Raw genomic sequence first — 18,781 nt, 5'->3', positions numbered from 1 at the left:
CCAATGGCAGAACCACTTCGTAAATCGGTCCAAACGGTTCAACCCGTTCGTCAACAACCTGTTCAGGAACCACGAAAGACGGAAGATATCGCGCGTCGCGTCGCCGTCCGTCCGAAGTATCGCTTGTATCCCTTTGAAAAATTCTTATACAGCGCGATGATTGGTGGTCTTGTGTTATTTGGGAGTTTGACGATCAGTACGCATAACGAAGCGTATAATGTGAGCCGTGATTTAGCGAAAGAGAACCAAGTCACACAATCACTCAAAAAAGAAAACGAACGTTTACAACTAGAGGTCACGAACTTAAGCTCTCCGGAACGGATTTATAAGATTGCAAAAGAACAGGGTCTTGATATGCGTAAAGGGAACATCAAGGTGATTCCTAAATGAATCCACTGAAAAAATCCCGTTGGAGAGTAGCCTTTATCATGGTGATATTTGCTACTCTCTTTTTTGTGTTCATTGGCCGATTTTTGTATTTAGCTACGACAAAACAGTTCCACGGTGAAGATATGATTGCATATGCGGAAAAGAAACGATGGGAGTCTCAAGAAACGCTTGGAGCAGAACGTGGCGAGATTTTCGACCGTCTCGGTTCCCCGATTGCGATCAATATTCCATCCTATCATCTGATTGGCGTTTATCGACTTGGTGGTGTCAAAGATCCAGATGAGACGATCGTCGACTTTAAAAAGACGGCTGAAGGTCTTGCGCCGATTCTTGGGATGACGACGAAGGAACTGGAGACCTATCTGATTGAAAACAAAGACCGTTCTCAAATTGAGTTCGGAAAAAAAGGAAATGATTTGACGCTTGATCAAAAAGAGAAGATCGACAATCTGAAGCTTCCTGGCATCCGGATGATTGAAGAGCCGAAACGATACTATCCGAACGGCATCTTCTTGTCCGATACACTTGGATTCGTTCAAAAGATTACGGAGGAGAATGGTCGGGTCGCTTTACAAGGTCAGATGGGAATCGAGAAGCAGTATGATAATGCTTTAAGTGAATCTTACGGAGCCCGTGTCTTTGAAAAGGATCGTAGCGGTAATCCGCTGATTCAAGGTGCGTCACGTATCTCGAACGAACCGAAGGATGGATCGAATCTCTATTTGACGATCGATCATCGAATCCAACAGTCGCTTGAAAAAGAGATGCAAAAAATGTACAACACGTACAAACCGAAAAATGCGACAGGTATCGTCATGGATGCGAAGACTGGTGAAATCCTCGCTATGGCGGATCGCCCATCGTTCAACCCGAATTTACGTGATATGAAAGATTTCACGAATTTTGCCGTCTCGTCACGATTCGAGCCAGGTTCGACGATGAAAATCTTTACGCTTGCAGCGGCGATTGATGCGGGAGTCTTCCGTCCGAATGAGATGTATAAATCGGGTAGTTATAACTACAAAGGAACGGTCATCAAGGATTATAACGATGTCGGTTGGGGAACCATTCCGATGATTGAAGGGGTCTATCACTCCTCAAACGTCATGTTCTCGAAGTTGACAGCAGAAAAACTTGGGATCGAACGGTATAAAGATTATTTTAAGAAGTTTCATTTTGACCAACGAACGGGTATAGACATCTCGGGAGAAGTAAATAGTCAATCCGACTTGTCTAAACCATTGAATGCGCTCATCACCTCATGGGGGCAATCGACTGCGGTCACGCCGATGCAATTGCTTCAAGGAGCGACAGCGATCGCTGGAGACGGCGAGATGGTCAAACCGCATATCATCCAAAAAGCGGATCATACGGATAAGGCACCATACCGAGCGAAAACAGAGGTCGTCGGTAAACCGATCTCCGCTGAAGCGGCAAAAGCAACACGCGAAGCACTCGACGGTGTCGTCAATAGTAAGCTTGGTACAGGTCAAATGTATAAGTTGAAAGATTACCGGGTCATTGGGAAGACCGGAACGGCTCAGATTTCTGAGAATGGAAAGTATATTCAAGGACAATTCATTCACTCGTTCATCGGTATGGCCCCCAAAGATGATCCGGAATTGATCATGTACATCGCGGTCGATCGTCCATCGAAAAACGAATCATCTGTTTCTGGTCCGCTCATCATGAGCCCTGTGTTCAAAAGTGTCATGAATACGGCACTACAGTATCGTAGTATCCAACCGGAAACGCAAAAGGATTCGGTGGATGTCAAAGCGAAGATCACGCCAAGTTATATCAAGAAGAGTGCTCGACAAGCGACTGAATTAGCAAAAGAACAAGAGGCAGTTGCGATCATCCTAGGCGATGGTGCTGAAGTCGTTTCACAGATTCCATCCCGTGGACAGGAATTTGTCAGCGGAGAACGTGTCTTGCTGAAAACATCAAATACGTTCAAGATGCCGGATTTGACCGGTTGGTCGCAACGGGATGTCAAAAAGCTTGTCAGCTTATATGATTTGAAGCTCGACGTCATCGGTAAAGGTTTTGTAACCAAACAATCGGCTCGAACTGGTACACTAGTGAAGGAAAATGGAAAGTTGACGGTCGAACTAGCTGAACCTAAAGAGTAACGGTAGAGCAAGTTTCCTGATTTCTACAGGAAGACGAGGACGAACAGGAGTCATTCGTTGACTTTTGCATTCGTCCTCTTTTGCTGTCATCGAATGGAGGTATATATCATGTTAACAATTACGCAACTCGCTGAATGGTTGCATCTCGATGTCAAAGATGATCGTATCGTTCGTCATTTTGCAACGGATTCACGCGCACAACTGGAAGACGGTCTCTATGTTCCGATTCAGGGAGCACGCGTCGATGGTCATCGATTCCTTGAAGGTGCAAAAAACCAAGGAGCGATCGTCACCTTATGGAAGAAAGGCATTGATCGACCAGACATCGATATCGTTTTCTTGGAAGTCGATGAACCATTGGTTGCCCTGCAACAAATCGCAAAACGATACTTACTGCAGATTGCGCCGAAAATCGTCGCCATCACTGGATCAAATGGGAAGACATCGACGAAGGACATGGTCGAGAGCGTACTCAAGACGACGTTTAAGACACATAAGACACAAGGAAACTTCAATTCGGATATCGGAATGCCATTAACGATTCTCATGATGCCAGCTGATACGGAAGTTGCTGTGCTTGAGATGGGAATGAACGGGTTTGGCGATATTGAATTCCTATCGAATCTAGCTGAGCCAGATATCGCACTCGTCACGAACATCGGCGAATCGCATGCGGAGCAAGTCGGTGGACGCAGTGGCATCGCCAAAGCGAAGCTTGAGATTCAATCCGGACTCAAACCAGGTGGTCATTTATTCGTTGATGGTGACGAACCACTTCTCGCAGAAGTCGAAGCGGAGAAGATCGGCTATCAAATCGGAAATACGTACCGGATCGAAACGAAGGAAGCAACGTTCTTTGGAACGGCCTTTACTTACGATGGCACCGCTTTTCACCTACCAGTGCTAGGGAAACACCAAGTCCGAAATGCAGCATACGCAATTGCGACAGCACGTGCACTTGGCGTGACGGACGCCCGGATTCAAGAAGGGTTCGATGCGGTTGAATTGACACCGATGCGGATGGAACGATTACTCTTTGAAGAGACTGCGGTCATCAATGATGCGTATAACGCGAGTCCGACATCAATGAATGCAGCGATTGAGACGGTCACTGCGCTGGAAGGGTACACGACACGCGTTCTCGTCCTCGGCGATATGTATGAATTAGGGGACCAAGAACGCTTATTACATGCCTCGGTCGGAAAGCGGATTGTGTTACCTGTCTCGCATGCTATCCTAGTAGGGGAGAAAGGCGCGTGGATTGCTGAAGGAATCAGCGACCCGTCTGTCCAAATCCAATTCGCGACAACCGTCGAGGATGCTGCAAAACGATTGCGTCCATTGCTCGGAGAACGAACAATCGTTTTATTGAAAGCGTCACGTGGGATGGCGCTTGAACGGATATTAACCTATCTGAACGAAAACTAATTTTTGAAAAAAGGGTGTCTGCTATGATCACATTATTCATCAGTCTTATTCTTGCATTTCTTGTTGTACTACTCGTCATGCCAAAGGCGATTCCATTTCTACACCAATTGAAGTTCGGTCAGGAAATTCGGGAAGAAGGACCGCAATGGCATCAGGTCAAATCCGGAACACCGACGATGGGTGGAATCGTCATTCTTGTCGCGATGATCGTCAGCGTTTTCGGTGCAGTCGTCATGGGAGATCTATCGACGACACAATTATCGTTACTGTTTTTAACACTTGCTTATGGTGTCATCGGCTTCATTGATGATTACATCAAAGTCGTCAAGAAACGTAATCTTGGTCTGAATTCGAAACAAAAATTAATTGGACAAATCGTCGTCGGATTGTTATTCGTCTGGTTGAGTGGTGGATTTACGAGTGAGGCGACGTATCTATCGATTCCATTTACCGATTTTGAGCTTGATTTCGGTATCGTCTATCCGTTTGTTGCCTTGTTCTGGTTAGTTGGCTTCTCAAATGCAGTCAACTTGACGGATGGATTGGACGGTCTCGTATCATTCACAGCGATTCCAACATTCTTGTTCTTCGGATCATACAGTTGGTTTATCGCAGATGAAATAGGCGCTGCTTGTTTTGCTTTCTCAGCAGTCGGTGCATTGATCGGATTCCTGTTATTCAATGCGCACCCAGCGAAGATCTTCATGGGAGATACAGGTTCACTTGCACTCGGTGCTGCACTAGCAGGTCTATCGATTGTCTTAAAACTGGAATTACTACTCGTCTTAATCGGTATCGTGTTCGTTGTCGAGACATTATCCGTCATTCTACAAGTCATTTCCTTTAAGACGACAGGAAAACGAATTTTCAAAATGAGCCCGATTCATCACCACTTCGAAATGGTCGGTTGGAGCGAATGGCGGATCGTCGGTACATTCGCAGGAATCAGCTGTTTGATGGCATTCATCGCCTATCTATTCGTGTAATAAAAAAGAAGAGAGAAAGTGAGCGATTCAACAATGGAACAACGACAATGGAATGATCAAAAAGTGCTCGTTCTCGGAACGGCGAAAAGTGGAATCGCAGCAGCTCGGTATTTAGCGAGTGTTGGTGCAGAGGTAACGGTCAATGACGGGAAAACGCCGTCCGAGAGTGATCAAGCGACGCTTGCTTCGCTCGACGTTAAGACGGTCTACGGTGAGCACCCGCTCACACTACTCGACGACATTGATTTGATCGTCAAGAATCCAGGGATTCCGTATCACATCGATCTGCTACAAGAAGCCTTGCGACGCGGTATTCCGGTTTGGACAGAGGTAGAGCTGGCATATCAAGCAACCGATGCGACGTGGATTGCCATCACAGGATCGAACGGGAAAACGACGACGACGACGCTTGTCCATGAATTGTTGAAAACCGGTACGCGGCGTGTACATTTGGCAGGAAACATTGGATTCCCGGCAATTGAAATCGCATGTCAGGCGAAACAGGACGATATCATCGTCATTGAATTATCAAGTTTTCAATTGATGGGGATCGAGCAGTTCCGACCATATACGGCAGCATTTTTGAATTTATCACCAGCACATCTGGATTATCATGGTGATTTTGAATCGTATGGCGAAGCGAAAGCCCGGATCTTTAAGAACATGAAAGAAACGGATCGTCTTGTCTTGAATGCCGATGATGCGTCCGTCAATGCACTCGGAAAGACAGCTGAAGTAACGCCACTCTTGTTCTCTCGTCGTCAATCGGCGTATGCAGAAATCATGAACGAGACGTTGACAATCAATGGGACGAGTATCTTACCTGTTAGTGAACTAGCTCTCGGTGGTGGGCATAATGTCGAGAACGTTCTCGCAGCCTTAACACTCGTCGAACCGTTTAACTTAGCATTATCTGACGTTCAACACGTTCTACGAACGTTTGGTGGTGTAGAGCACCGGACACAGTTCGTCGGTGAAATTGCTGGCCGAAAAGTTTACAACGACTCAAAAGCAACGAATAATGTGGCAACAGAAGCGGCGTTGTCTGGATTTACGGCACCCATCATCTGGTTATGTGGCGGACTCGAGCGTGGAGCGGATTTGACACCGTTACTCGATTCAATGAAGCATGTCAAACATGTCATCGGACTGGGGGAGACGGGTCATCGATTCGGAACGCTTGCGTCAGAAAATGGCTATGCGTCGACCGTCGTTGAGGCGATGGATGAAGCCGTGAAAGTAGCGTTTGAAGTGTCACGACCCGGCGACATCATTCTTCTATCACCAGCATCTGCAAGTTGGGATCAATACAAGACATATGAAGAGCGCGGCGATCATTTCGTTCGTGCCGTACATGAAGTAGGAGGAACAACAGTATGAAAATCGTCGTCTCTGGAGGCGGTACAGGCGGTCACATCTATCCGGCACTCGCTATGATCCGGGAGCTCGAACAACGCATGCCGTGTGAGGTCCTCTATATCGGAACAGAAAATGGTCTCGAGGCGGATATCGTCCGTCGTGCGGGAATTCCATTTGAATCGATTGAGATTTCTGGCATCCGTCGTTCCTTGTCGTTCGAAAACGTCAAGACTGGTATCCGGTTCGTCAAGAGCGTCCGGCGTGTTCGTCGACTACTGCGTCAGTTCCAACCGGATATCGTCGTCGGTACAGGTGGGTTCGTTTGTGGACCGGTATTGTATACGGCTGCAAAAATGGGTTTCAAGACACTCGTTCATGAACAAAACAGTCTACCTGGTATCACGAATAAATTTTTAGCTCGGTATGTGGATCGTGTTGCACTCTCTTTTAAAGGGTCTGGACATCACTTCGGTAAGAATGAAGCGAAGACGGTTTTAATCGGAAATCCGCGTGCTTCTGAAGTGGCAGAGCTCAACATCAATCCGCTTGAAGAGCGACAACGTTTCGGTTTTGAGGAAGGACGTCCTCTCGTCGTCATCTATGGCGGTAGTCGTGGCGCACCTGCAATCAACGAAGCAGTCGTCGATATGATGCCGAAGGTCGAGCAAGCAGGCTGGTCGCTCCTCTTCGTTACTGGTCAAATTCATTACGATACGATTATGTCACGCGTTGGTTCCTTACCAGAACGCATTCAACTTCGCCCATTCGTATATGATTTACCGAACATCTTAAAAGCAAGTCAACTCGTCATTTCACGTTCGGGAGCAAGCACATTGGCAGAACTGACGACACTCGGCTTACCGAGTGTGCTCATCCCGAGTCCTTACGTGACGGAAAATCACCAAGAGGTCAATGCCTCATCGCTCGTCGAGACAGGTGCGAGTCTATTGATTCGTGAACAAGAGCTAACGGGTGATCGGTTGTTTGAGGCATGCGAAAAAGCGTTAGCACAACAACAAATGATGTCTGAAGCGGCGCTTGCGCTCGGTATGCCGAACGCTTCACGGGACTTAGTTGATGAATTGTTACGACTGACAGGACAAAAAAACTAAACTATTGCAGGAAAAGACCGATAGGGAAATGAATTGTTACGTTATAGAGGGGGAATGAGACGTGAGGGAACGGAGAGCGGTTGGACGACCACAAGAGGACGAGAACGTCCGCAGCCTCGAGGATAAGATACCTTATATCCGTGAACAACGTCGCAAAAAAGCCAACCGGAGGCTCATCTATGTCCTGATTCTGATTGGTCTATTGGTCGGTGTCGTTTTTTATCTACAGTCGAGTTATTCTCGGGTCGCTCGATTTGATATTGATGGTAATCTTAATGTCAAAACATCAGATATCTTGAAGGCATCAGGAGTTAAGGTGAATGAGACACACGCCTTTAATCTATCAGAGGAAGACATTCTTGAACGAATCGAGAGGGTTCCAGGCATTCAGGAAGCAACGATGCAAAAACAGTTTTTGCATCAATATCGCGTGACGGTGACGGAAGAGAAAGAGATCGCTTACGCAAAGGATAAACCAGGAGACCGGATCGTACTGGCGGACGGAACGATCATTCCCGGAAAGTCGAAGGAAGAATTGTTCGATGCACCAATTCTGACTGGATTTACGGATCAATCATTAAATCGGTTGACGAAGGAACTCGTTAAGATCGAGCCGAAAGTACGTAGTCGGATCTCTGAAATCGTCGCAAACGATAAGACGGACAAGGGTGGTCTGAAATTATTCATGACGGATGGGAATACTGTGTTACTCAGTACATCATCCTTTTCAAATTCCTTGAATGAATACGTAAAGGTCATTTCTGCCTTACCAAAAGGAAAGACGGGAACGATTACAATTGATGGCGGTATCTATTTCAAGCCATATAAAGGAAAAAAATAGAAGATTCGTAAAGGGCTGACGAATAAAAAAACAAACGTGTGTTTTCATTCGTCGACCTTTGTTCGAATCGTCATCAAATCGTAATCTATTCGAACGCTAAGACGGGCAATAACTTCTTTTCGTAAGTATTTATATAGTGTAGACTTAAACGAGAAGAAGCCTGACTCATTCCTAGAATATAATTAGGAATAAAAAGGATTAGTATTATGAAAGTGGAGGTGTCACTCCCATGGAAACGAAAGGTACGATTGCCGCGCTCGACATTGGGACATCGGAGGTGAAACTCATCGTCGGTGAACTACTTGGTGGAACGCTGAACGTTCTTGCTGAAGGTTCTGCACCATCCGCGGGTGTTAAACGAGGTGTCATCGTTGACATCGATCAAACGGTACAAGCCATTAAACAAGCGGTTACGGAAGTGGAACGTACACTTGGTGAACCAATTGGTGAAGTATATGTCGCTATTTCCGGTGAACACATTCAAGTGAAGGATTGCCAAGGGATGACATCGATCAAAGGTGAGGACAATGAAATCACGGATGATGACGTGAAAGACGTTCTGCATTCTGCGATGGTCATGCGAATTCCGAACGAACTCAGTGTCGTCGATGTCTTGCCGAAGACCTTTACGGTCGATCAGCAAACAGAAATCACTGATCCGAGAGGAATGATCGGTTATCGTCTCGAAGTAACAGGGAAGCTCATCATCGGAGCGAAGACGATCCTACATAGCATTAAACGTTCCATTGAACGGGCTGGTTTAGAGCTTGCTGGATATGTGCTGGAGAGTTTAGCGGTATCTAGAATCGCAGCATCGATTGATGAACTCGAACTCGGTGTCGGAATCATCGATATCGGTCATGAGACGACGACACTTTCCATCTACGAAAAGAATGATCTCGTCTACTCGACGACGTTGCCATACGGTGGTGATCATCTGACACGTGATTTGACGTACAAGATGAACTGCAAATACCAAGATGCGAAACTCGCTAAAGAAGAATACGGCGTTGCACTCGAAGCACTCGGTGATCCGGAAGAGAAAGTTTCCTACGTCACGATCAACGGCGAACATCGTTTCGAACCACAATCAGAGATTGGATTCGTTTTAGAAGCACGACTTGAGGAAATCTTCGAGATGATTCAAAAACGAATGACGCAAGCAGGATACGCTCACATGAATAGTGGCTTAATCTTATGTGGGGGAAGTTCTTCATTACCGGGAATCGATCAGCTCGGAAAACGAATCTTCAAGCAGAGCGTCAATGTCTATCAACCTGCTAGTCTTGGTATTCGTCATCCGAAGTATGCCGTCGCAGCCGGTATGTTACGTTATGTGCTCTCAAGAAGCGCCGTATCGAAATCAGGTTTCGACCGGGCGGAAGAGAAGGAAGCCGTAGCGCACGGACATGAACAGGATGCACTGCTCATGAACGAACAGACGTCACCTACGCGAAACGAACGGCCAACACGTGAACAGCCTCCGAAAGAGAAAAAGTCATTCAGTAGTTTCTTTGAGAAATTCTTTGGTTAATGCCTACAAAAAATCCAATGAGTAAAAAATATTAGGGGGCCCTTTTTATGTTGCATTTTGATGAAATGATGGACCAAGTAGCAAAAATCAAGGTCATCGGTGTAGGTGGTGGCGGTTCGAACGCTGTCAACCGAATGATTGAACACGGTGTCCAAGGCGTAGAATTCATCGCAGTAAACACGGACGCGCAGGCATTGAACATGTCACAAGCTGACGTAAAACTACAACTCGGTGCTAAATTGACACGTGGTCTCGGTGCGGGTGCCAATCCGGAAATCGGTAAAAAAGCGGCGGAAGAGAGCCGTGAGCAATTAACAGAAATCCTTTCAGGCGCTGACATGGTCTTCGTCACAGCTGGGATGGGTGGCGGAACTGGTACAGGAGCTGCTCCTGTCATCGCGGAGATTTCAAAAGAAATCGGTGCATTGACAGTCGGCGTCGTCACAAAACCATTTATGTTCGAAGGACGTAAACGGATGCAACATGCTGTTTCAGGTGTCCAGAACTTCAAAGAAAAAGTCGATACGTTGATCGTCATTCCGAACGATAAGTTACTTGAAATCGTTGATCGGAACACACCAATGCTTGAAGCGTTCAAAGAAGCAGATAACGTCTTGCGTCAAGGTGTACAAGGTATCACTGACTTGATCGCCGTACCTGGTCTGATCAACCTCGACTTCGCCGATGTGAAGACGATCATGACGGAAAAAGGTTCTGCTTTAATGGGTGTCGGTGTCGCGACAGGCGAACACCGCGCGACGGAAGCAGCGAAAAAAGCGATTTCGAGTCCGTTGCTTGAGACCTCGATCGAAGGCGCGAAAGGTGTTCTGATGAACATCACAGGTAGTGCGAACCTTAGCTTGTACGAAGTGACGGAAGCCGCACAAATCGTTCAGAGTGCAGCTGATGAGGAAGTCAACTTGATCTTTGGTTCTGTCATCAACGATAACCTAGAAGATGAAATCATCGTTACAGTCATCGCGACGGAATTCGAAAACGAACCACTCGATTTCGAAATTCCATCCGCTCAAGAAATGATGAAGAATTTATTGAAGAAAAAACAAGCGACTCCACCACCAACAGAGGAGTCAAAACCACAAGTCGAAGAGACACCTGTCAGCTCGAATCCCGAACCGGCTAAAGAGCCAGATGTCGAAGAAACGATGGACATCCCATCTTTCCTTCGCCGGAATAATCGTTGATCGATGTTCCAGTGACACGACTGCTAAACGATGAGGTGTCGCGAAAGCGGCGCCTCTTTTTTTAAAAGACGAATTGTAATATTAAGTGCAACACCTAGCTGAAAACACAAAAAAAACCCATAACGACCTCGTGTAGAATAGAGTTACCACACCAAATTCAACGGAGGATTCGTTATGAGCTATGTTCATCTTACCACATCAGAAAGAGTCAAAATAGAAACTTATCTAGAGCTTGGATTTTCAATGCGAAAGATCGCTCAGCATCTCGGACGACAGCCGTCCACGATTTCACGTGAGCTCAAACGGAATCCTTCCTACAATGCGATCAACGCCGGACTGCGTTATGAGATGCAAAAAAAGAATTGTGGAGCACGCACGCTGTTCAGCACTTCGCTTGGCTCATGTATCCTTTCGAAACTGCGAGAGACATGGTCTCCCGAACAGATCGCCGGACGGCTCTTTCACGAACAGGGACCATCGTACAGTACAATCTATCGATGGATATATAAAGGATTCATCAAGAGCGATTTAGGCGTTTTACGACAAAAAGGAAAGCGCCAAAAGCCACGTGAGACAAGAGGTCGCTTCAACATCGGGCTTCCGATCAGTAAACGTCCGTCGGACGTCCGGGGTCGAGAAACGTTCGGGCATTGGGAGTTGGATACTGTCGTATCAGGACGAGGGCAGACAAAGGCGTGTGTTGCGACATTCATCGAACGTAAAAGTCGGTTCTATATCGTACTACCGATGGTCGACCGTTCTTCTCACTCGATGGAACATGCCATCCAAACACTTTACTCTTCTTTCCCATCGGGAACGTTTCAAACCATGACGACGGATCGCGGTAAGGAGTTCAGCTGTCACGAACGGATACAGGACTCTCTTGGTATCCCAATGTACTTTGCGGATCCCTATTCTTCATGGCAACGTGGCAGCAATGAGAATGCAAATGGTCTTCTCCGTGAGTTCTTCCCAAAGGGAACCAACTTCGGAATGATCAACAAGACAGAATTAGATTACGCACTTTCTAGAATCAACAATCGACCAAGAAAGTGTTTGGATTGGAAAACTGCATACGAGGTCTTTTCCGAAGAAGTGTTGCGCTTAATTTGACAAACCGTCAAAATCAAAGGAGGCATGAACATGTTTGGACAATGGATCAAATGGGATACACCGACAGGTACAGTACGTGCCGCCTTTACGACGAAGTTCGCAGCACCACATGGAAACGGTAACTTAGGATTACATGTCAACGATGATCGTGACGGCGTCATCCAGAACCGACAAGTCATCGCACGTCAGCTTGATCTCTCCCTTGAGAACTCGATTTGGGCACAGCAAGTTCACGGAAATCACGTCGAACAGGTGACGACACTTGACTCCGGACGCGGCGCTCTGGATTACGAAACAGCGATTCCGGGTACAGATGGATTGGTGACGACTGATTCGAATGTCTTACTGATGATGCTCTTCGCTGATTGTGTTCCGCTTGTCTTCTGTGATCCGACGACAGGAATCATCGCGAATACGCACGCCGGATGGCGGGGGACTGTTGGCAATATCGTCGAGGAAACAGTCAAACAAATGGAGCGTGCAGGTGCGAGTCGCTCATCGATTCAGATGGTCATTGGTCCATCGATTCGTGATTGTTGTTACGAAGTCGATCAACCCGTCATCGATGCGATCGACGCACTTGAACTCGATGAGTCTTCTTACATACGCAAGGAAGATGGAAAAGCGATGTTATCGCTACAAAAAACAAATGCTGCGCTTGCTGAGCGTTGTGGAGTGGGTGATGTCCTTGACTCAGGTCTATGTACACACTGTCAGGCGGAAGATTACTTCTCTTATCGCCACGGCGACCACGGCGGTCGGTTCGCGAGTTTGATCGTAAAGGAGTCATTGGATGTCAATTCTTGAAAATGTACAAGAGGTTACACGACGGATAAAACAAGCGAGTGAAAAGAGTTCATCCAAAAAGCAGGTACAGTTGATTGGCGTGACGAAATCAGTCTCAAGTCAAGTTGCTTCTGAATTATTAGAGGCCGGTGTAACGCATCTTGGAGAAAATCGTCCGGATGGACTGCTCGAAAAACAAGCAGAACTTGGACGTACAGCCTGTACATGGCACTTCATCGGCACGTTACAGACGCGTAAAGTTCGTCAGATCATCGATGCTATTGATGTGCTGCATTCGCTCGATCGTCTTCATTTGGCAGAAGAGATCAATAAACGAACGAACCGAATCATTGATTGTTTCATTCAAGTCAATATCTCGGGAGAAGAATCGAAGCAAGGCATCGCGCCTGAGGATGTACCGTCGTTCTTACACGAAATCGGTCAGTATCCCGCGATTCGTGTCATCGGACTGATGACGATGGCACCGTTGACGGAAGACACGACGCGTATACGTGAGGTATTCCGGTCATTAAAAACATTGCAAGAAGAGGTCAAGGCAAAAAAATTGTCGTATGCTCCATGTACAGAGTTATCCATGGGGATGTCATCGGATTTTGAGATCGCCATCGAAGAAGGGGCGACGTTCGTCCGAGTCGGGACGACGCTCGTTCACACCTAAACGAGAAGAAGGGAGAATGGATATGGGTTTCAAATCAAAAATGCAAAATCTATTTCTCGGCAACAGCGATGATTTAGATGAACTCGAATATGAAAATGATGCTACAATAAATAAAGGTAGAGGTGCTTCACAACAAGAGTACGAAGAGTATTACGAGGAATCTACCCCAAGTGCAAGTGTTACTCAAAAGGAGGACAGCGTGAGACAATCGAATATCGTGCCGCTACATGCGACGAAAAAAACGAAATCGCAGGTCATCTTGAGTGAACCACGTGTCTTCAACGAAGCCCAGGAAATCGGGGAACATCTTCGTCAGAACCGTGCTGTCATCGTCAATATGCAGCGTATGTCAAAAGATCAATCACGACAGATGATTAATTTCTTATCTGGTGTCGTCTTCGCTCTCGATGGAACGATTACGACGATCAGTCAGAATACCCTCCTCTGTGTTCCGAACAACGTCGAGTTAGCTGGTAGCATCTCGAATCTTCTTGGAGAAGATGATATTAATCATAAGGGGTGGTAAGTATGGATTCTCAAGTGATGTACGCAATTGGTCGTACATTAAGTACGTTGTTACAGTATTACAGTTACGTCATGATCGTTTATATCCTGCTTTCGTGGTTCCCGAATGCCCGTGATTCTAAATTCGGACAAGTGCTCGCGATGTTGGTCGAGCCATTCCTAGCGCCCTTCCGTCGTATCATCCCGCCTATCGGGGGCATGCTGGATATCTCGCCGATTGTAGCCTTCCTCGTCTTGAACTTGGCTCAATCGGGTATCCGAGCAATCTTTTTAGTATGAGCGTATATGATCATTATCGTGGAAGCGAGCGGGAATTCGTCGACTCAGTTTTGAACTGGATCGATCATGTGGAAGCGACCTATACGTTCAAATTAACGGATTTCCTAGATCCACGTGAACAACAAATCACACAAGAACTCGTCGGTTCGAAATGCGCCCTCTTTTTTGAGGGCGGTTTCGAAGGCGCTGAACGTAAACGGGCAATCCTCGCACCAGATTATTATGAATACAACGCGGATGACTTTGACATTTCCATCTATCGCATTCATTATCCTACTAAATTCGTTGAACTTTCTCATCGTCAAGTCACCGGTACATTATTGAACGTCGGGTTGAAACGAGCCAAATTCGGCGACGTCATCATTCAGGATCAAGTACAGTTTGCCGTCGCGGACGAAGTCGCGACCTATATCGAAGCAAACGTCGAACGAGCAGGGAAGACGAAGATTCGTCTTTCGCGTGTTGAGGCGGAAGACCGTTTGAAAGTGAAGGATCAAGAGTGGGAAGAGACACTTGGGTTCGTCAGTTCACTTCGGTTTGATACGGTCGTGAGTGAAATTCTCGGCTTCTCGCGTCAAAAAGCACAGACGCTCATTAAACAAGGTGAAAGTAAGGTCAATTATAAAGTAGTGGATGATTCGAGCTTCATGCTAGAAGAAGGCGACTTACTTTCCTTGCGTGGAACAGGACGCGTCAAGTTGATTGCAATCCTCGGATCAACGAAACGTGATCGAATCAAACTACAATACGGTATTTTAAAAGGATAAGATAAATGCGGAGGAGGGATTCATCATGCCATTAACGCCACTCGATATTCATAATAAGGAGTTCACACGAAAGTTTCGCGGCTATGACGAAGATGAAGTGAACGAATTCCTAGATCAAGTCATCAAGGATTTTGAATTGTTGTTACGTGAGAACCGTCAACAACAAGAAGTCATCCAAAACATGCAAGCGCGTGTCGACTACTTCAGTTCGATGGAAGAAACGTTGAATAAATCGATCATCGTCGCACAGGAAGCGGCTGAAGAAGTCAAAGCCAGTGCTTCAAAAGAAGCGAGCTTGATCCTAAAGCAAGCAGAACGTGAAGCAGAGCAGTTGCAAGATGCGGCGCAACGCCGGGCACAACGGACAGACTTCGAAGTAGAGCAAATGCGCAAAAAAATCGAACTCTATCGTAATCGATTCAAAGTATTGATCGATGCGCAGATGGAATTATTGACGAGCCATGACTGGGATGCGTTTGATTTCTCTTCTCGTGGAGCGCTTGACGATGTTCCAGCAGTTGCGTATAATGACGACGATGTCGTATAAATAAAATCAATGACAAGGACACGTCGCATCTTGGACGGTTGACAGCGAATCGGGGGAATGGTGGAAGCCCGAGCAACGAAAAAGATGGGGTATCCCCTTGGAGTGCATGACTGAACGTTCGCTGAACAGTAAGTCATGCCGGCTCACTCCCGTTATCGAGTTCTTAAGCGGTCCTGCGTCGTCAAACTGGCGAGCGGGATTAGTAGGGTGGTACCGCGAGTTCAGCCAAGCTCGTCCCTATCTCAGGGATGAGCTTGGCTTTTTTTGTACTTTTAAAGCGAAAGGTGAGAGATAGTCAGATGGATTACAAAGAAACCTTATTGATGATGAAAACGGAGTTTTTAATGCGAGGCAACTTGCCAAAACGTGAACCAGATATGCAAGCACGATGGGAAGAGATGAATCTCTACGCTGCGGTCCAGGAAAAGAACGCTGGAAAGCCAACGTTCATCCTCCACGATGGTCCTCCGTATGCGAATGGTGACATCCACATGGGTCACGGATTAAACAAAGTCTTAAAAGACATCATCGTTCGTTATAAATCGATGAATGGCTTCCAGTCTCCGTACGTGCCTGGTTGGGACACACACGGATTACCGATCGAAACAGCACTTCAAAAAGCCGGTGTTGATCGTAAATCGATGACGGTCGCTGAATTCCGTGAATTATGTGCGAAATATGCGCTCGAACAAGTCGATCACCAACGCGAACAGTTCAAACGCCTCGGCGTTCTCGGTGACTATGACAACCCATATATCACCCTGCAACCAGAATTTGAAGCAGCTCAAATTCGTTTATTCGGGGATATGGCGAACAAAGGCTATATCTACAAAGGGAAGAAACCGGTCTATTGGTCACCGTCTTCTGAATCAGCACTCGCTGAAGCAGAAATCGAATATCAAGATAAACGGTCAGCTGCTATCTATGTCGCGTTCCAAGTCATGGACGGTAAAAACATCTTAGAGCCGACGGATCATTTCGTCATCTGGACGACGACACCATGGACGATTCCAGCGAACCTCGGAATCTCTGTCAGTGCGGAACTGACATATGCGCGGATCGAATATCAAGGAAAAGGCTATATCGTAGCGGAAACACTCGTTCCTGAAGTCATCGAAGCACTCGGATGGGAAGACGCAACAGTCGGACGTATCTTTAATGGTGCGGACTTCGAATACATGAAAGCAAAACATCCATTGTACGACCGTGAATCACTCGTCATGCTTGGCGATCACGTTACAGCGGAAGCGACAGGTGTCGTGCATACGGCTCCAGGTCACGGGGAAGATGACTTCCGTATCGGTCAAGCGTACGGTCTTGACGTTCTTTGCCCAGTCGACGATAAAGGGGTCATGACAGCAGAAGCTCCTGGATTCGAAGGCATGTTCTATGAGGATGCGAACAAAGAAATCGGTCTCGCACTCGAAGAAGCAGGCGCTCTCTTAAAACTGTCGTTCATCAAACACTCGTATCCACACGACTGGCGGACGAAAAAACCGGTCATCTTCCGGGCAACGCCACAGTGGTTCGCTTCAATCAAAGACTTCCGTGCGGAAATCCTTGATGAAATCAAAGGAGTCCAGTGGGTACCAGAGTGGGGCGAAACACGTCTCCACAACATGTTCAAAGACCGCGGCGACTGGGTCATCTCACGTCAACGTGCTTGGGGCGTTCCACTTCCAATCTTCTATGCTGAAGATGGAACGGAAATCGTCACACCAGAAACGATTGATCATATCGCGAATTTATTTGCAGCTCACGGATCAAATGTCTGGTATGAGCGCGAAGCAGTCGACTTGCTTCCTGAAGGATTCACACATCCAGCAAGCCCGAACGGTATCTTCAAAAAAGAAACGGACATCATGGATGTCTGGTTCGATTCTGGTTCATCACATGCCGGTGTCCTTGCGACACGTCCTGAATTGACACGTCCAGCGGATCTCTATCTTGAAGGATCTGACCAATATCGTGGTTGGTTCAACTCGTCGCTATCGACAGCCGTCGCAACGACAGGAAAAGCACCATACAAAGCGGTCGTCAGTCACGGATTCGTTCTGGATGGTCAAGGTCGCAAGATGTCGAAATCGATCGGTAACACGATTGCACCGATCCAAGTCATGCAACAATTCGGAGCAGAGATCCTTCGCTTGTGGGTCGCATCTGTCGATTATCAAGCTGATGTCCGGGCATCGATGGATAACTTTAAACAAGTCTCAGAATCCTATCGTAAAATCCGCAACACGGTTCGTTTCCTCCTCGGAAACTTGGATCAATTCGATCCTGCGACGCACCGCGTCGCATTTGAAGACTTACCAGAGTCAGACCGTTTCATGCGGACGAAACTGGACCAACTTGTTGGAAAAGTAAAAGCGGCTTATGATGCGTACGACTTCATGGCGGTCTATCAATTGCTCCACAACTTCTGTGTCCTTGATTTGTCGTCGTTCTACCTCGATTACACGAAAGATATCCTGTATATCGAAAAAGCAGACGCGACATCGCGTCGTGCGGTTCAGACGGTCATGTATGATACAGTCGTTGCCTTGTTGCAATTGATGGCACCAGTCTTGCCTCACACAGCAGACGAAGCATGGGAATTCGTACCAGCTGTTGAGACGAAGAGTATCTTCCTGACAGACCTTCCGGAAACGGTCGAAGTCTCAGAAGAAGGACTTGCCCTCATCGAGAAATGGAACGCGTTCCTGACGTTCCGCGATGATGTCTTAAAAGCACTCGAGGAAGCGCGTGTTGAGAAACTCGTCGGTAAGACACTCGAAGCGAAACTCTTGCTTGCACCGAAGGAAGAGACGAAAGCCTTGCTCGGAACAATCGATCATCTTGAGCAGTTACTCCAAGTCTCACAACTCGAATTCGTGGAAACGGCGGATAAGATGTATGAGACGACCGGCATCACGGTTCAAAAAGCTGACGGTGAAAAATGTGAACGTTGTTGGACATATTCGACGGAACTCGGACAAGATCCGGCTCATCCGACGCTTTGCCCACGTTGTACTGAAGTCGTCAATTCTTTATAATGATACAAAGGGAGGGGCGACTGCGACTTCGCAGGACGTCCCTCATTATTTTTGGATGCGGAG

The 18,781-nt window shown here is 46.9% G+C and carries 17 protein-coding genes; all 17 read left to right on the top strand.

The genetic code is table 11. The features are described from left to right. Positions 1-3: 3 nt before the first annotated feature. On the top strand, positions 4-390 hold the full coding sequence (gene ftsL / locus MKY22_RS10630) for a cell division protein FtsL (protein WP_023468808.1): 387 nt from the start codon (positions 4-6) through the stop codon (positions 388-390). Then, positions 387-2,525: a penicillin-binding protein gene (locus MKY22_RS10625; protein WP_341088744.1), complete on the top strand. Its 2,139-nt coding sequence runs from the start codon at positions 387-389 to the stop codon at positions 2,523-2,525. Before ftsL ends, MKY22_RS10625 begins: the two co-directional genes overlap by 4 nt. A gap of 108 nt (positions 2,526-2,633) precedes the next feature. Next, complete coding sequence (locus MKY22_RS10620; RefSeq protein WP_251137551.1) at positions 2,634-3,953, top strand: UDP-N-acetylmuramoyl-tripeptide--D-alanyl-D-alanine ligase; 1,320 nt, start codon at positions 2,634-2,636, stop codon at positions 3,951-3,953. A 23-nt stretch (positions 3,954-3,976) separates the two neighbouring features. Then, positions 3,977-4,939, top strand: coding sequence for a phospho-N-acetylmuramoyl-pentapeptide-transferase (gene mraY, locus MKY22_RS10615; RefSeq protein WP_341088741.1), 963 nt, complete (start codon positions 3,977-3,979; stop codon positions 4,937-4,939). A gap of 33 nt (positions 4,940-4,972) precedes the next feature. After that, the gene (murD, locus tag MKY22_RS10610; protein ID WP_341088739.1) at positions 4,973-6,319 is read left to right on the top strand and encodes a UDP-N-acetylmuramoyl-L-alanine--D-glutamate ligase; all 1,347 of its coding nucleotides are present in this window, start codon (positions 4,973-4,975) and stop codon (positions 6,317-6,319) included. Continuing rightward, a complete protein-coding gene (gene murG / locus MKY22_RS10605; protein ID WP_035396718.1) occupies positions 6,316-7,410 on the top strand; it encodes an undecaprenyldiphospho-muramoylpentapeptide beta-N-acetylglucosaminyltransferase in 1,095 nt (364 codons plus the stop codon). The genes murD and murG overlap by 4 nt, the downstream gene beginning before the upstream one ends. Positions 7,411-7,471: 61 nt before the next feature. Then, positions 7,472-8,251, top strand: a complete 780-nt coding sequence (locus MKY22_RS10600; RefSeq protein WP_023468802.1) for a cell division protein FtsQ/DivIB — start codon at positions 7,472-7,474, stop codon at positions 8,249-8,251. Positions 8,252-8,480: 229 nt separating this feature from the next. Beyond that, positions 8,481-9,785 (top strand): cell division protein FtsA, encoded by a 1,305-nt coding sequence (gene ftsA / locus MKY22_RS10595; protein ID WP_023468801.1) that lies wholly within the window; start codon positions 8,481-8,483, stop codon positions 9,783-9,785. A 47-nt stretch (positions 9,786-9,832) separates the two neighbouring features. Beyond that, the gene (ftsZ, locus tag MKY22_RS10590; RefSeq protein WP_023468800.1) at positions 9,833-10,987 is read left to right on the top strand and encodes a cell division protein FtsZ; all 1,155 of its coding nucleotides are present in this window, start codon (positions 9,833-9,835) and stop codon (positions 10,985-10,987) included. A gap of 174 nt (positions 10,988-11,161) precedes the next feature. Continuing rightward, positions 11,162-12,100: an IS30 family transposase gene (locus tag MKY22_RS10585; protein ID WP_341086530.1), complete on the top strand. Its 939-nt coding sequence runs from the start codon at positions 11,162-11,164 to the stop codon at positions 12,098-12,100. A 30-nt stretch (positions 12,101-12,130) separates the two neighbouring features. After that, entirely contained in the window at positions 12,131-12,907 is a 777-nt protein-coding gene (gene pgeF, locus MKY22_RS10580; protein WP_341088734.1) for a peptidoglycan editing factor PgeF, read from the top strand. Beyond that, positions 12,894-13,565 carry a YggS family pyridoxal phosphate-dependent enzyme gene (locus tag MKY22_RS10575; RefSeq protein WP_035406814.1) on the top strand — a complete coding sequence of 224 codons (672 nt, stop codon included), beginning with the start codon at positions 12,894-12,896 and terminating at the stop codon, positions 13,563-13,565. Before pgeF ends, MKY22_RS10575 begins: the two co-directional genes overlap by 14 nt. 40 nt (positions 13,566-13,605) lie before the next feature. After that, positions 13,606-14,091, top strand: a complete 486-nt coding sequence (locus MKY22_RS10570; protein ID WP_341088731.1) for a cell division protein SepF — start codon at positions 13,606-13,608, stop codon at positions 14,089-14,091. A gap of 2 nt (positions 14,092-14,093) precedes the next feature. Then, the gene (locus tag MKY22_RS10565; RefSeq protein ID WP_023468796.1) at positions 14,094-14,369 is read left to right on the top strand and encodes a YggT family protein; all 276 of its coding nucleotides are present in this window, start codon (positions 14,094-14,096) and stop codon (positions 14,367-14,369) included. Beyond that, positions 14,366-15,136, top strand: a complete 771-nt coding sequence (locus tag MKY22_RS10560) for a YlmH family RNA-binding protein (RefSeq protein ID WP_029342133.1) — start codon at positions 14,366-14,368, stop codon at positions 15,134-15,136. Before MKY22_RS10565 ends, MKY22_RS10560 begins: the two co-directional genes overlap by 4 nt. Positions 15,137-15,161: 25 nt before the next feature. Beyond that, the gene (locus MKY22_RS10555) at positions 15,162-15,683 is read left to right on the top strand and encodes a DivIVA domain-containing protein (RefSeq protein WP_341088726.1); all 522 of its coding nucleotides are present in this window, start codon (positions 15,162-15,164) and stop codon (positions 15,681-15,683) included. A 299-nt stretch (positions 15,684-15,982) separates the two neighbouring features. After that, positions 15,983-18,718: an isoleucine--tRNA ligase gene (gene ileS / locus MKY22_RS10550; protein WP_290778137.1), complete on the top strand. Its 2,736-nt coding sequence runs from the start codon at positions 15,983-15,985 to the stop codon at positions 18,716-18,718. Positions 18,719-18,781 lie beyond the last annotated feature (63 nt).

The organism is Exiguobacterium sp. FSL W8-0210 (genome assembly GCF_038006045.1).
Taxonomy (GTDB): Bacteria; Bacillota; Bacilli; order Exiguobacteriales; family Exiguobacteriaceae; genus Exiguobacterium_A.
Note: the sequence above shows the minus strand (reverse complement) of the source record. Positions and strands in the feature narration are given on the sequence as shown.